The 14,596-nt window shown below is 72.1% G+C and carries 11 protein-coding genes and 1 rRNA gene; 5 read left to right on the top strand and 7 right to left on the bottom strand.

Going from position 1 to position 14,596, the window contains the following annotated elements; all coding sequences use genetic code 11:
* Positions 1-127: 127 nt before the first annotated feature.
* From hpf to mtnA, 6 genes are all read right to left on the bottom strand, one after another.
* The gene (gene hpf / locus ACZ45Z_RS03885; protein ID WP_468355630.1) at positions 128-820 is read right to left on the bottom strand and encodes a ribosome hibernation-promoting factor, HPF/YfiA family; all 693 of its coding nucleotides are present in this window, start codon (positions 818-820) and stop codon (positions 128-130) included.
* 317 nt (positions 821-1,137) lie between these two features.
* Positions 1,138-1,869: a ComF family protein gene (locus ACZ45Z_RS03880; protein WP_468355627.1), complete on the bottom strand. Its 732-nt coding sequence runs from the start codon at positions 1,867-1,869 to the stop codon at positions 1,138-1,140.
* A gap of 315 nt (positions 1,870-2,184) precedes the next feature.
* On the bottom strand, positions 2,185-4,026 hold the full coding sequence (locus ACZ45Z_RS03875) for an LpqB family beta-propeller domain-containing protein (protein WP_468355624.1): 1,842 nt from the start codon (positions 4,024-4,026) through the stop codon (positions 2,185-2,187).
* A 103-nt stretch (positions 4,027-4,129) separates the two neighbouring features.
* The gene (mtrB, locus tag ACZ45Z_RS03870) at positions 4,130-6,259 is read right to left on the bottom strand and encodes an MtrAB system histidine kinase MtrB (protein ID WP_468355621.1); all 2,130 of its coding nucleotides are present in this window, start codon (positions 6,257-6,259) and stop codon (positions 4,130-4,132) included.
* 1 nt (position 6,260) lies between these two features.
* Positions 6,261-6,938: a two-component system response regulator MtrA gene (gene mtrA / locus ACZ45Z_RS03865; RefSeq protein ID WP_189104499.1), complete on the bottom strand. Its 678-nt coding sequence runs from the start codon at positions 6,936-6,938 to the stop codon at positions 6,261-6,263.
* A complete protein-coding gene (mtnA, locus tag ACZ45Z_RS03860) occupies positions 6,935-8,107 on the bottom strand; it encodes an S-methyl-5-thioribose-1-phosphate isomerase (RefSeq protein WP_468355617.1) in 1,173 nt (390 codons plus the stop codon). The genes mtrA and mtnA overlap by 4 nt, the downstream gene beginning before the upstream one ends.
* Positions 8,108-8,259: 152 nt before the next feature.
* On the opposite strand from mtnA, the gene ACZ45Z_RS03855 reads away from it, so the two are divergent.
* Genes ACZ45Z_RS03855 through ACZ45Z_RS03835 form a run of 5 tightly spaced genes read left to right on the top strand, consistent with a single transcriptional unit; the run spans position 8,260 to position 14,014 of the window.
* Entirely contained in the window at positions 8,260-9,822 is a 1,563-nt protein-coding gene (locus ACZ45Z_RS03855) for a DUF7847 domain-containing protein (RefSeq protein ID WP_468355614.1), read from the top strand.
* Between the two features lie 4 nt (positions 9,823-9,826).
* Positions 9,827-10,519, top strand: a complete 693-nt coding sequence (locus ACZ45Z_RS03850) for a DUF4129 domain-containing protein (protein ID WP_468355612.1) — start codon at positions 9,827-9,829, stop codon at positions 10,517-10,519.
* Positions 10,516-11,748, top strand: a complete 1,233-nt coding sequence (locus tag ACZ45Z_RS03845) for a DUF4350 domain-containing protein (protein ID WP_468355609.1) — start codon at positions 10,516-10,518, stop codon at positions 11,746-11,748. Before ACZ45Z_RS03850 ends, ACZ45Z_RS03845 begins: the two co-directional genes overlap by 4 nt.
* Positions 11,729-12,694, top strand: a complete 966-nt coding sequence (locus ACZ45Z_RS03840) for an AAA family ATPase (protein WP_468355606.1) — start codon at positions 11,729-11,731, stop codon at positions 12,692-12,694. The genes ACZ45Z_RS03845 and ACZ45Z_RS03840 overlap by 20 nt, the downstream gene beginning before the upstream one ends.
* Positions 12,695-12,703: 9 nt before the next feature.
* The gene (locus tag ACZ45Z_RS03835; protein WP_468355603.1) at positions 12,704-14,014 is read left to right on the top strand and encodes a DUF58 domain-containing protein; all 1,311 of its coding nucleotides are present in this window, start codon (positions 12,704-12,706) and stop codon (positions 14,012-14,014) included.
* Between the two features lie 317 nt (positions 14,015-14,331).
* On the opposite strand, the gene rrf is transcribed toward ACZ45Z_RS03835, so the two are convergent.
* Positions 14,332-14,448 (bottom strand): 5S ribosomal RNA (rrf, locus tag ACZ45Z_RS03830).
* Positions 14,449-14,596: the final 148 nt, after the last annotated feature.

Genomic DNA, 14,596 nt, shown 5'->3' with positions numbered 1-14,596 from the left:
GGGCGTTTTGCTTTTTGGTGCTCACATCCTCCCTGGCGGAAAAAAACATTGGATGGTTCCACCTCTTGTTTTTCGAAGGCGCGGTGGTCCCCCCGGCGCACGCCGGGGCCACCGAGCGAAACGGATGTCAGCCGCCGAGCGCGCCGCCCGCGCCGCCGGGCTGAACCTCCCCGTAGGAGTCGGGATTGAGGTGGATGACGCCGTAGTCGTAGGCGTGCCGCCGGTAGACGACACTGGGCTGCTTGGTCTCGGCGTCGACGAAGAGATAGAAGTCGTGACCGACCAACTCCATCTCGTAGAGCGCCTGGTCGAGCGTCATGGGTGCCGCGGAGTGCGTTTTTTCGCGGACGATGAGGGGGCCTTCACCCTGGACCTCCAGGGAGCCCACCTTCTTGATCGGCACCTTCGACTCGGTCTCCCGCTCGGCGGCGAGTTCGCCGTTGGGGGTCAGGTGCGCGGCGTCGGGGACGCTGACGGCGACATCACTCGCCGGGATGCGACCCGAGCCGCGACGGGAAAAGCGCTTGTCGTGCTGCTTCCTCAGACGCGCCTCTAGCTTGGCGGTAGCCAGGTCGAGCGCGGCGTACGGGTCTGCCGCGGCCGCCTCCGCCCGGACCACCGGGCCACGGGAGCGAAGGGTGATCTCCACCCGGTCGGAACGGTCGGCCTGTCGCGGGTTGGGCTCCTTGGACACCTCGACGTCCAGGCTGATCACCTTGCCGTCGAGCTTCTGGACTTTCTCCAGGTTCAGCTTCTCGGCCACGTGCTTGCGGAACCGCTCGGGCACCTCGGTCTTGCGGCCCTTGACGACGATGTCCACGCAGAACTCCGTTCCCGGATCGCCCCGCCCGAAAAGCGGAGCGATGCCTTCTTGCACCAGGCTCCGGTGGGTGCCGAAGCCTCGGACTTGGCGACTTTCACCTCCTCCTCCCCAGGGGGCGAGCTCTCCACTCCCACGTCATCAGGATCGGTGAAAACTCCCCTGAACGCGTGCATCACGACATTCGAGGCAAAGCACCCGCCAAGTCCTCACAACCGAACATAGCTCGCCTGGATGGGTGTCGGCACCCCCTCGGGGCCTCCAACTCCGTTTGGGTGAAATTTGGGCCTCATACCAGGAACGTTGAACTTTCTCGTTCAGTTCCGGCGGAGGACGAAGGCGGCACGGGGCGCCGCCACCACCGCCGCTCCGGCCACCCGGCCACCCGCCGCCGCGACCGCCCGCGCCGCCTCGGCCAGCGTGGCCCCCGTGGTCATCAGGTCGTCCACCAGCACCACTGGCGGCCCCACCAGCAGCCTCCCGGCCCCGCCCGGCACCTCCAGGGCACCCGCGACATTGGCCAGCCGCTCCCGGGCGCTCAGCCCCGCCTGGTCGGCCACCATCCGGCGCTGCCGCAGCACCGCGAGCACCCGCGCGCCGCTCCCCGCCCGCCGCAGCTCGGCTGCCGCGGCCCGCGCGATCCTGCGTACGGGGTCATGGCCCCGGCCCGCCACCGCCCGCCGCGCCGACGGCACCGGCACCAGCACCGGCGGCCCGCCGCCACCCCCGGCCCGCCGCCGCCCCGCACCACCGGCGCGTACGCCCCGGACCGCCCCGGTCAGCGCCGACCCCAGCGGCCCCGCCAGCCGCAGCGCACCGCGCTCCTTGTGGGCCAGCAGCACCGCCCGCACCTCGTCCGCGTAGGGCGCGGCGGCCCACACCCGCGGCAACCCGGCGGGCACCGGAGCGGGCCGCACCCGCCCCGCCCCGCGCCCGCCCCGCGACAGCACCCGCCGGCACCGCCCGCACAGCTCCGTACGCGGCCGCCCACACCCGGCGCAGTCGACCGGCAGCACCAGTCCCGTCAGTTCCCGCCATACCCCCCGCATGGCTCAACTGTCCCGCCGCGGCCGCGCGCCGGCCACCCCTGTGGATAACCGGCCGGATGGGGACAACGAGCGGACGCCGCGTGGGACTCCCACGCCGTCGGACCGGTACCCCGACCGGCAGGACCGGGACTCCCGCGCCGTCGGACCGGTACCCCGACCGGCAGGACCGGGACCTCCCGCGCCGTCGGACCAGGACTCCGACCGGCCGCACCGGGACTCCCCGCGGCCGGACCGGATTCCGCGGCCTGGACCCGGATTCCGCGGCCGCGGCGCCCACCGCCGGCGGCCCGCGCCTCAGCGGCGAGGAACCCGCCCTCAGCCCGGATAGACCGGCGCCGACCCGTCCTTCGCCACGGTCTTCCAGTTCGCGTCCAGCGGCAGCCGCACGATGCCCTCGGCGGCGTCCGCGATCAGCGGCCTGCTCTCGTCCTCCGAGGCGGCCACCGCCTTGACGCCGTTGACCCCGGGCAGCGTCTGCGCGTTCGACGCCGAGCCGTCGGTCTCCATGAACTGCATCTGCTGCACCCCGCCGGACTCCCGGCCGACAACCACCAGCCTGCTGCCGCCCGCCCAGGACGCGGCGACCACGTCCTCCAACTGCGGCGCGATCGGGCGCAATTCCCGCACCGAGAGCACCGGGTGCGCCGGGGTGCCGCCGCGCTCCACCCGGCCGAGCTGGAGCGTCGTACGCCCCTTGTCCTCGACCAGGACGGCGATCCGGATGCCGTCCGAGGCGACCCGGATCGCCTTGATCCGCCGCTCGCCCAGGCCCGGCACCGCGACCTGTTCGGGGTCGCCCTTGCCCTCGCGCATCCGCAGCAGCCGCGAGCCGTGCGCGTCACGGTCGGCGATCCACAGATCGCCCAGGCCGTCCCAGCTCGGCGCGGTCAGGCCGTCCTGCGGGCCCTTGACCACGGCACCGCTGGTCAGCAGCGGACCGCCGCGCTCGATCCCGTCCTCCATACCGGCCACGTACAGCGACCGGCCATCGCTCGACACCCCCGCCGCGGTGTTCTCCCCGCGCGAGATCGCCACCGAACGCAGCGGCGTCCGGCCCGTGCCGAACGGTCCGCGCACCGGAGTCGGCTCGGTGGCGGCGTCCGACATGGCGACGACCTTGTGGTCGGCGTCGATGAAGTACTCCTTGGCCGCGCGGCCGGCCCCCCGGGAGGGGGCGAAATCGCGGTCGGCCTGCTCCTGGGTCAGCGCGCACAGCGAGTCGCCGCCCTCGTCCTGGAGATCCACCTCGCTGATCTTCGACGCCCGGGTCATGTCCTGAACGGTGTAGAAGAGCTGGGCCGCCATCCGCTTGCACTGGGTGACGTCGGCGCTCACCGCCTGCTTGCTGAGCTTGACCCGCAGCGCGTTGGAGTCGTCCAGCGACAGGTCACGCGCGGCGAGCCGGGTGCCGGGCGGGAACGCCGAGGTCGTGACCTGGTCCAGCCAGTCGGTCGGCCCGGACAGCAGCGCCTCCACACTGGCGGTGATCGGCTCTATCCGCTGCCGCAGGTAGACCGGATCGGCGACGAGGACGTTCTTGCCCGCCTTCGGCTCCCCCGACTCCGACTTGTACGACGCGAAGTAGTACTTGTTGACCGAGCGGTAGATCCGCTGGAAGTCGGACTGCCCCAGCACCAGCCCGTTGGGCAGCCGGTCGATGCGCCACTGGTCCCCCTCCTTGATGAGGTGGATCGTCCGGCGGTACGGCTTCTCCTCCGGCGTGTAGGCGTGGTTGCCGTCCACCGTCGCCACCTGGCTGCCGGAGAGCGTGACGGTGTAGCCGTGGGCGTCCTCGCGGTTGGGCTGCGCCTTCGGCTCGGGCTTCGGGCGCTCCTGGAGCACGTTCGTCACCACGAACGGCCGCCAGGTCCGCTTGGCCGACTTGGCCAGATACTGACTCGCCGTACGGAAATCCGCCTCGTCGCTGGTCGTCGCGTCCAGGAAGCTGCGGACGATGTTCGTCGGCTGCGCGCCGTCCTGCGGGGGCACGCCGTAGACGCGCACCTGCGACTCGCCCTCGGCGCGCGGCGACTGGTCGACGGCCCTGATCTCGCCGCTGTCCGGCATCGACGCGCAGCCGGCCAGCAGCGCCGCCGCGGAGCCGAGCAGCACGGCCTTCCGCCCCGCCCGGCTCCGCGGCCGCTTCGGATTCCGCATCCGGGACATCGAACGGGCCCGGCCACGGCCTCCGACGCTCTCGTCGGCTCCCTCGCGGGCACGCGCACGCCCCCGCGCGCCCGGCTCACACTCCTCCGCGCGCTCAGCGTCCACGCGCCCCGCCTTCCCGATCCTCGCCGCGTACGGCCTCTTGCTCCGCTGCCGCGCGGGCCCCGCCCTCATGGCGGGGCGCCCCGACGGCCGCTTCCCCGCCGCGCGGCCCTGCCCCGCTCCGCCCGTCTCCACTCCGCCCGTCCCCGGTCCGCCCGTCCCCGGTCTGCGGCACCACGCGGGCACCCTGGCCGGGAAGCGCCGCCGGATCGGCCGACGGCCGTGCCGTGGCGCGCGGTTCCGAAGCCCGCGGCTGAGCGGGAATCGTGGAGGACTTGCCCGCCGAGACGGCGCGCGGCTGGCCCGCCTCGTCCACTCCCCGGTTGCGCCGCGAGTCCTCCGGCTCCAACGGGATCGGCGAGCCGCGCAGCGACTCCCCGGCCGTACGGGGCAGCGTCAGCCGGAACTGCGAACCGCCACCGGGCTCGCCCCAGGCCTGCAGCCACCCGCCGTGCAACCGGGCGTCCTCCACGGCGATGGACAGGCCGAGGCCCGTACCACCGGTCGTACGAGCCCGCGCCGGATCCGCCCGCCAGAAGCGGTTGAAGACCCGCGTCGCCTCGCCGGGCTTGAGCCCGACGCCGTAGTCCCGCACCGCGATGGCCACGGCGCCGCCGATGCGACCGCCGCCGGACGCCAGGCGCACCACGACCTCGCGGCCCTCGCCGTGCTCGACGGCGTTGACGACGAGGTTGCGCAGGATGCGCTCCACGCGGCGCGGGTCGGCCTCGGCGATCACCGGGCCCTCGGCGCCCCGCACCTCGATGCGGGTGCCCTTGCGCTCGGCGAGCGGCTCCGCGCCCTCGATGACGCGGTGCACCACGTCGCGCAGGTCTATCGGCTCCGCTTCCAGGGCGGCCGCGCCCGCGTCGAAACGACTGATCTCCAGCAGCTCCGCGAGCAGCGATTCGAAGCGGTCGAGCTGGCCGCGCAGCAACTCCGCGGAGCGGGCGGTGGCCGGGTCGAACTCGTCGCGTACCTCGTGGATGACGTCGGCCGCCATCCGCACGGTCGTCAGCGGCGTCCGCAGCTCGTGCGAGACGTCGGAGACGAAGCGGCGCTGCATCCGGGAGAGCTCCTCCAACTGCTGGATCTTGAGCTGGAGGTTCTGCGCCATCTTGTTGAAGGACTCGCCCAGGCGCGCGATGTCGTCCTCGCCGGTGACCTTCATCCGTTCCTGGAGGATGCCGGCGGCCAGCCGCTCGGAGATCCCGGCGGCCATGCGTACGGGGGTGACGACCTGGCGCACCACCAGCCAGGCGATGGCGCCGAGCAGGATGACGACGAACACCCCGGCGGTCGCGAGAGTGCCCGTCACCAGCTTGAGCGACTCCTCTTCCTGGCTGAACGGGAAGAGGTAGTAGAGCTGGTACTGGTTGCTGTTCACGTCGTTGAGCCGCTTGCCGATGATCAGCGCGGCCACGCCGTCGTCGGACCCGATGCGCTTGATCTGCGTGTACTCGCGGAAGGTGCCGGCCTGGGTGTCCAGCTTCCGGCGCAGTCCGGCGGGCACGCTGCGCTCGGGGTCGACGTCCCCGGAGGCGCGCGGGCCGCGGGTGCCGGGGCTGGCGTCGCCGAACGGCTCCTCGGAGTCGGAACTGAGCGCCACGACGGAGAAGACGCCCTGACCACCACTGGCGAGCTGTTCGACCAGCCCGGTCAGCCAGGTCGCGGAGTCCTGGGTGCCGCGGTTTCCGGCGCGGCCGCCGTCGTCGGGCCGGGTGCCGCCGGCGCCGTCGGCCAGCTTCTGCGCCACACCGAAGCCGCCCACGGCCTGGCTCTGCGCGGCCTGGGCCTTGGCCGTGAGCAGGCCGTTACGGACCTGCCCGACGACCACGACGCCGAGCAGCAAAACCACCGCGAGCGACATCAACAGCGTGGTGGCGACCACGCGGAGCTGGATGTTGCGGCGCCACAGCCGCAGGGCGGACAGCAGCGGCCGCCGCACCCAGCGACTGAAGAGCCGCAGCAGGGGATGGACCGGGCCGCTCACCGCACCGTCGGGCAGCAACTGGCCACCGCGCAGCAATCGGGCAGACAACTTGCTCGAAAAGGACATTTCTCCTGCCGGGCCGAAACCACGCCCCCGCTTTGCCTCCGGGGCGGAACCGTCCCGGCTCATCTCAACTGGGCCCGGCCTTATAGCCGACCCCGCGCACCGTCACCACGATCTCGGGCCGCTCCGGGTCCCTCTCGACCTTGGAACGCAGCCGCTGTACGTGGACATTGACCAGCCGGGTGTCAGCGGCGTGCCGATAACCCCACACCTGCTCCAGGAGCACCTCACGAGTGAACACCTGCCACGGCTTGCGCGCCAGTGCCACCAGCAGATCGAACTCCAGCGGCGTCAGCGCGATCGACTGCCCGTCCCGCTTCACGGAGTGACCCGCCACATCGATGACAAGATCACCGATCGCGAGCTGCTCGGGCGCCGGCTCCTCCGAACGCCGCAGCCGGGCCCGGATACGAGCCACCAGTTCCTTGGGCTTGAACGGCTTGACGATGTAGTCGTCCGCGCCCGACTCGAGCCCGACCACCACATCCACCGTGTCGCTCTTGGCGGTCAGCATGACGATCGGCACGCCGGACTCGCCGCGGATCAGCCTGCACACCTCGATACCGTCCCGTCCGGGCAGCATCAGATCGAGCAGGACAAGATCGGGCTTGGTCTCGCGGAAAGCGGCAAGCGCCTTGTCGCCGTCCGACACGAACGACGGTTCAAAGCCTTCGCCGCGCAGCACGATGCCAAGCATCTCTGCCAGTGCGGTGTCGTCGTCGACGACCAGGACGCGTCCCTTCATTCGGCCATCATCCCATTACCTGATCGTGACGTACTCCATCGTGACGTGGAACACGCTTCCACCAGCGAGTCCCGGGTGACCGGCGACACCACTCCGGCCTCCGTCACGATCGCCGTCACCAGCTCCGGCGGCGTGACATCGAAGGCCGGGTTGTAGGCCTGGGCCCCCAGCGGCGCCAGCGGTATACCGACGCCCGCCTCCACCCCGACGCCCTGCGCGTGCGGCAACGAGAATTCCGTCACCTCATGCCCCGGACGCTGCTCCACCTCGATAGCCGCCCCCTCTGCCGTCTCCAGGTCGACCGTGCTCGTCGGAGCCACCACCACGAACGGAACCTGGTGATACCGCGCCAACACCGCCAGCGGATAGCTGCCGACCTTGTTGGCGACCGACCCGTCCGCCGCGATCCGGTCCGCGCCGATCAGCACCGCGTCCACCTCACCGGCGGCGAACAGCGACCCCGCCGCCCCGTCCGCCAGCACGGTGTACGCCATCCCCGTCCGCGCCGCCTCGTACGCGGTCAGCCGCGCCCCCTGCAACAGCGGCCGGGTCTCGTCCACCCACAGCCGGCGCAGCTCGCCGGCCCGGTGCGCCGCCAGCGCCACCGCCAGGGCGGTGCCCTCGCCCCCGGACACCAGCGCACCCGTATTGCAGTGGGTGAGGATCCGGTGACCACCCCCGGGCAGCAGCTCGCCCAGCAGCGCCAGACCGTGCTCCGCCATCCGCTTGCTGGCGTCGGCGTCCTCCGCGTGCAGGGCCCGCGCCTCGGCCAGAGCGGCCACCGCGCCCGCCTCCGGCTCCGCACCGTCGGCCGCCGCCCGGTGATAGGCGGCAGCCGCCCGGCGCACGCCGTACCCCAGATTGACGGCGGTCGGCCGGGCATGCGCCAGCGTCTCCGCCGCGTCCGCCACATCGAACCCGCGCGCGGCCGCCAAGGCGACACCGTAAGCGCCGGCGATACCCAGCAGCGGCGCCCCGCGCACGGCCAGCGTCCTGATCGCCTGCACCAGCGCCGGCACGTCCGTGCAGACCAGTTCGACCTCCTCCGCCGGCAGCCGAGTCTGATCGAGGAGCACCAATACGGGTCCCTCGGGTGGTTCCTCCCAACGCAACGACGGAATTGCGAGCGCTTCGACGCCCACCTCTGATACCTCGTGCTGATCGGCCATCTGCTCAGTCTGCCGCCGACAGCACCTCCAACAGAAGGTGCCCTCCCTCTCAGGGCACCCGTCCACAACGGCACACGCCATGACACGATGACTGCCACCGCGGACCCCGGACCCCGACCGCCTCGGCGGACGGGCAGCAAGAAGGAGCGACGATGAACAACTCTCCGGGCTGGGCCTCGCCCGGATCCACCCCCTCCGAAGAGCCGGACCGCGGCACCCAGGAGCAGCCCGACCGACAGCCCGACGAGACGGAGGCGCCCGGCACCGCCGAGCAGCCGTCCCCGCCGAACTGGTCCAAGCAACAGCCCCCGGCCGGACAGTGGTCGGCGCCCACCGGCATCCCCGGTCAGAGCGGCCCGCAGAGCCACGGCGGCGCCGGAGACCGCGCCCGCGCCGCCTCCTCCGGCTCCACCCAGGGCGGCTGGAACGGCCCCGCCGGCCCCGGCCATCAAGCCCCATGGGGCACCGGCTGGTCCGCCACCCCTCCGGCCGCGCAACCCGGCGTCGTCCCGCTGCGCCCGCTGGGCGTCGGCGAGATCCTCGACGGTGCGGTCTCCACCATGCGCGCCCACTGGCGCACCGTGCTCGGCGTCTCGCTGATCGTCGCGGTCGTCTCGCAGACCGCCGTCACCCTCGTCACCGGCCTGTGGTTCCGGGACGGGGGCCGCCCGCCCGCCCTGGAGGACTCCTCCGGCCCCGCGCTGGGCGAGACCATGCGCGCCGTCGGCGACCAGCTCGCCGGCACCGGCATCACCTCGCTGATCGGGCTGCTCGCCACGATCATCGCCACCGGACTGCTGACGATGGTCGTCAGCCGCGCCGTCCTCGGCCGCCCCGTCACCACCGCGGCGGCCTGGCAGGACGCCCGCGCTCAACTCCCCCGCCTGCTGGGGCTGCTGGTCCTGCTGCCCCTCCTCTTCACGGCCGTCGTGGCGGTCGGTGTGGCACCCGGCATCATCGTCAGCGCGCTCGGCACCTGGGACATCGGCCTGATTCTCAGCGTCCTCGGCGGACTGGCCGCGATGATCGTGAGCGTCTGGCTGTGGGTCCGCTACAGCCTCGCCTCCCCGGCTCTGATGCTGGAGAAGCAGGGCGTCCTCGCCTCCATGCGACGGTCCGCAAAGCTCGTACGGGGCGCCTGGTGGCGGGTGCTGGGCGTCCAGCTCCTCGCCTACGTGCTGATCGTCATGGTCGAGTTCATCATCCAGATCCCGGCCACCCTCGTCGCCTTCCTCATCGACGGCGAGACCCTCATGGACTGGGCGGACGGCACCAGCAACACCACCGGTTGGAGCTTCCTGATCGTCCTGGGCGTCGGCGCCGTCATCAGCTCGACCCTCACCTTCCCGATCAGCGCCGGAGTCACCGCGCTCCTCTACATCGACCAGCGCGTCCGCCGCGAGGCACTCGACCTCGAACTCGCCCGCGCCGCCGGCCTCCCCGACTACGGTTCGCAAGCCCGCCCCCAGCGCCCCGCCCCGCCGGCCGACGCCGCACCGGCAGCCGCCCCCGGCGCCGCCGCCCCGGCCCCCGGCGTCCCTGCCCCGGCCACCGCGCCGGACCAGGACACCGCCGCCCGCGCGGAGACCGACGCCCCGGCCGAGCATCGCGCGGCCCCCGGCGAACAAGCCACTGACGGCGCCATCCCGGGCCGTCGGGAGGCCCCCGCGGACCACTCCGAAGAGCGCCCGAGCGACGCCGCACCGGGAAGCTGATGCGGTGATCACTGGGGGGAGCACCACCGCGTTGATACGCCTCATATCGCGCACCGGCGACGACATACCGGTGCGGACGCCCCGCGCCCCGGCCCGCGAAGCGGCCGAGCGCGAGCTGTCCGATCCGCGGTACCACCAGCACGACCCCAACCCGATCCAACGGGTCCTGAACTGGTTCTGGGAACGCGTCGACGACCTGTTCCAGGCCGCCTCCGGCGCCACACCGGGCGGCTGGATCGGGCTCCTGGCCATCGCCGCGTTCGTGCTGCTGCTGGTCATCGCCCTCCGTCTGCGCCTGGGGGCCGTACGCCGCACCCCCACCACGACCGGAGCTCTCTTCACCGACACCCCGCGCACCGCCGCCGAGCACCGGGCCACCGCCGACCGGCACGCCGCCGAAAGCCAATGGAGCGCGGCGATCCAGGACCGCATGCGCGCCCTCGTCCTCTCCCTCGAAGAGCGGGCCCTGCTCACACCGGGCCCCGGCCGCACCGCCGACGAGGCAGCCGCCGAGGCCGGCCAGGCGTTCCCCGCGCACACCGACCGACTGCGCGCCGCGGCCCGCGCCTTCGACGACGTCACATACGGCGGCCGCCCCGGCTCGGAACGGGAGTACACCCTCCTGACCGACCTCGACACCGACCTGCAACGCGCCAAGCCCCACCTGGCCGGCGCCCCCACCGGGAGCCGCCGATGACCACGGCCGCGACGGACAGCACCACGCGTCCGCTCCCCACCCGCCGCCTCTGGACCCGCTCCCGCGGGCCGCTGCTCGCCCTCCTCCTGCTCGTCGTGAGCGGGATCGTCCTGGCCGCCCTTCAATCCGGCGAACAGCACGGCCGCCTCGACCCCCGGTCCGCGGACCGCCCCGGCAGCCTGGCGCTCGCCCGCCTCCTCGCCGCCCGGGGCGTCACCACGCACGTCGTGACCACCTCCGAGGAAGCCGCCGCCGCGTCCGGCCCCGGCACCACCCTCCTGATCACCGAACCCGACCTGCTCACCCAAAGGCAGCTCACCGGCCTGCACACCGCCACGACCCACACCCCCGGCCGCACCATCCTGCTCGCCCCCGGCGCCCCGACCCTCGACACCTTCGCCCCCGGCGTCCGGCCCCGGTCGCCCGTCGGCATCTCGGCCCGCCGGCCCGCCTGCCCCCTCTCCGAAGCCCGGCGGGCGGGCGACGCCCTCCTGGGCGGCCTGCGCTACGCCACCCCCCGTGCCCCCGCCGACCGCTGCTACGTCAGCGGCGGCCTGCCCACCCTGCTGCGCCTGCCGGCCCCCGCCACCGGCCGCGACACCGTGCTCCTCGGCTCGGCCGACTTCCTCGACAACCAGCATCTCGCCGAACACGGCAACGCCTCGCTGGCCCTTCAACTCCTCGGCGCCCACAAGCATCTGGTCTGGTACCTCCCCTCCGTAAGCGACCCGTCCTCCATCCAGGAAGACAACCAGCGCGATTTCCTTGACCTCCTCCCCTCCGGCTGGAGCTGGGGACTGCTCCAACTCGGCTTCGCCGCCGCGTTCGCCGCCTTCTGGCGCGCACGCCGCCTCGGCCCCCTGGTCCCCGAACGGCTCCCCGTCACCGTCCCGGCCGCGGAGACCACCGAAGGCCACGCCCGCCTCTACGAGCAGGCCAACGCCCGCGACCGCGCCTCAGCCGTCCTACGGTCGGCGACCCGCACCCGGCTCGCCCCCCTCCTCGGCGTGCCCCCCACACGCGCCCACTCCCCCGACCTCCTTCTCCCCGCTCTGCACTCCCACTTGAGCGCCGGCTCCGGCCCCGGAACCGACCCGCACACGCTGCTTTTCGGCCCAACTCCCGCGGACGACAAGGCGCTGGTGCGGCTGGCCGACCAACTCGACCAACTAGAAACCTCGATCGTTTCCCAAGAGAGGCACGCCCCCCGTGAGCACCCCGACCGCTGACAGTGCCCGAGCCTCCCTGGAGGCCCTGCGCACCGAGATCGCCAAGGCCGTCGTCGGCCAGGACCCTGCCGTCACCGGCCTGGTCGTCGCTCTTCTCTGCCGCGGACATGTCCTCCTCGAAGGCGTCCCCGGTGTCGCCAAGACCCTGCTCGTACGCGCCCTGTCAGCCACCCTCGAACTCGACACCAAGCGCGTCCAGTTCACCCCCGACCTGATGCCGAGCGACGTCACCGGTTCCCTGGTCTACGACGCACGCAGCGCCGAGTTCTCCTTCCAGCCCGGCCCCGTCTTCACCAACCTCCTTCTGGCCGACGAGATCAACCGCACGCCGCCCAAGACCCAGGCGTCCCTGCTCGAAGCGATGGAAGAACGCCAGGTCACCGTCGACGGCACCGCCCGCCCCCTCCCCGAACCGTTCCTCGTCGCCGCAACCCAGAACCCCGTCGAATACGAAGGCACCTATCCACTGCCGGAGGCCCAACTGGACCGCTTCCTGCTGAAGCTGACGGTCCCTCTCCCCGCGCGGCAGGACGAGATAGACATCCTCACCCGTCACGCCGACGGCTTCAGCCCCCGCGACCTCACCGCCGCGGGACTACGCCCCGTGGCCTCCGCCGCCGACCTCGACGCGGCCCGAGCCGCAGTCGCCAAGACCGCGGTGTCTTCCGAAGTCACCGGCTATATAGTCGATATCTGCCGTGCCACCCGTGAATCCCCCTCGCTCTCCCTCGGCGTCTCCCCCCGAGGAGCCACCGCCCTGCTCTCCACATCCCGTGCCTGGGCCTGGCTCACCGGCCGCGACTACGTCACCCCTGACGACGTCAAGGCCCTCGCTCTGCCCACGCTCCGGCACCGCGTCCAGCTCCGCCCCGAAGCGGAGATGGAGGGAGTCACCGCGGACTCCGTCATCACTGCCATACTCGCCCACCTCCCCGTCCCCCGCTGAGACGACGCCGTGGCCCTCACCGGACGCACCGCCCTCATCGCCGCACTCGGAGCCCTCGTCGTCGGCTTCGCTCTGCCAAGCTGGCTCGGCATCCTCACCGTCCAACTCGCCCTGCTGATAGCAATCCTGTGCGATCTCGCGCTCGCCGCGCCAGTGCGAAAGCTCCATTTCACCCGAACCGGCGACACAACAGTTCGACTAACTGGCGAAGCCCTCACCCGCCTCACCCTCACCAACCGTGACCGCCGGACCCTGCGCGCCGACATCCGCGACGCCTGGCCGCCCAGCGCTTTCCCGCCCGGAGCGGACATCCGCGCCTCGCGCCACCACGTGCGCGTCCCGGGCGCCGAACGCAGGCAGCTCACCACCACCCTCCGGCCCACCCGCCGCGGTGACCACCACGCCGTCCGCGTCACCGTCCGCTCCTACGGCCCGCTCGGTCTGGCAGCCCGGCAGGGCAACCACCACGTCCCGTGGACCCTGCGCGTCCTGCCGCCCTTCACCAGCCGCAAACACCTCCCCGCCAAGCTCGCCCGGCTCCGCGAACTCGACGGCCGCACCAGCATCCTGACCCGCGGCGAGGGCACCGAATTCGACAGCCTCCGCGATTACGCGCCCGGCGACGACACCCGCTCCATCGACTGGCGAGCCACCGCCCGCCGACAGAGCGTGGCCGTCCGCACCTGGCGCCCCGAGCGCGACCGCCGCATCCTGCTGGTCCTCGAAACCGGCCGCACCTCGGCCGGCCGCGTCGGCGACGTACCCCGCCTCGATGCCTCCATGGATGCCGCCCTGCTGCTCGCGGCCCTGGCCGCCCGCGCCGGCGATCACGTGGACCTCCTCGCTTACGACCGCCGCGTACGGGCTTCCGTACAAGGCCGCGCCGCCCGTGACCTCCTCCCGGCCCTGACCGACGCGCTCGCGCCCCTCGAACCCGAACTCGTCGAGGCGGACGCCCGCGGCCTGGCCGCCACGATCCATCGCCGCACTCCCCGCCGGTCCCTCATCGTGCTCTTCACGGGCCTCGACGCGGCACCCGTGGAGGAAGCGCTGCTGCCCGTGCTGCCCAGCCTCACCCAGCGCAACGAGCTCATCGTCGCCGCCGTGGCCGACCCCCGTATCGAAGAGATGGCCGCCGGCCGCCACACCCCCCAGGCCGTTTACGCGGCGGCCGCCGCCGAACAGACCCGCGCCGCACGCCGCCGCACCGCGGACCGCCTGCGCCACCGAGGCATCACCGTCATCGACTCCACCCCGTCCCACCTGGCCCCCGACCTGGCCGACGCCTACCTCACCTTGAAGGCCACCGGCCGCCTCTGACACCCCACACCACACCGCACCACTGAGGACGCGCCACGAACAATGTGTCGCGTCCTCAGCCGTAGACGTTCTAGGCGTGGAAGCCATGTGCTGCCATTCCCGACAGGCATTGTCTGCGACCTTGCTGAGGGACACGAATACGGCACCGAGCCGCTGCACCCATAACCGGCAACCCCCTCAGGGGAGCACAGGAGCACAGAGGCCATTCGGCATACGGCATACGGACGGGGCTGTTAGGCGTGAGATCTCCGGAACATTCGGGAACGCGAAAAAGCCCCGTGGGAACCGAAGTTCCCACGGGGCTTTTCACAAAAATTGTTCGGCGGCGTCCTACTCTCCCACAGGGTCCCCCCTGCAGTACCATCGGCGCTGAAAGGCTTAGCTTCCGGGTTCGAAATGTAACCGGGCGTTTCCCTAACGCTATGACCACCGAAACACTATGAAGTTAACCAACCCGGCATCAACACAGGTCGTTACTTCAGAACCTACACAGTGGACGCGAGCAACTGAGGACAAGCCCTCGGCCTATTAGTACCAGTCAACTCCAACCGTTACCGGTCTTCCATATCTGGCCTATCAACC

Source organism: Streptomyces sp. NPDC031210 (assembly GCF_055570395.1).
Note: the sequence above shows the minus strand (reverse complement) of the source record. Positions and strands in the feature narration are given on the sequence as shown.

Excerpts from the sequence above, each read along its gene's own strand:
- ACZ45Z_RS03880 (WP_468355627.1), bottom strand. The coding sequence starts at position 1,869 with ATGCGGGGGGTATGGCGGGAACTGACGGGACTGGTGCTGCCGGTCGAC.
- ACZ45Z_RS03875 (WP_468355624.1), bottom strand. The coding sequence starts at position 4,026 with ATGCGGAATCCGAAGCGGCCGCGGAGCCGGGCGGGGCGGAAGGCCGTG.
- mtrB (WP_468355621.1), bottom strand. The coding sequence starts at position 6,259 with ATGAGCCGGGACGGTTCCGCCCCGGAGGCAAAGCGGGGGCGTGGTTTC.
- mtrA (WP_189104499.1), bottom strand. The coding sequence starts at position 6,938 with ATGAAGGGACGCGTCCTGGTCGTCGACGACGACACCGCACTGGCAGAG.
- mtnA (WP_468355617.1), bottom strand. The coding sequence starts at position 8,107 with ATGGCCGATCAGCACGAGGTATCAGAGGTGGGCGTCGAAGCGCTCGCA.
- ACZ45Z_RS03855 (WP_468355614.1), top strand. The coding sequence starts at position 8,260 with ATGAACAACTCTCCGGGCTGGGCCTCGCCCGGATCCACCCCCTCCGAA.
- ACZ45Z_RS03845 (WP_468355609.1), top strand. The coding sequence starts at position 10,516 with ATGACCACGGCCGCGACGGACAGCACCACGCGTCCGCTCCCCACCCGC.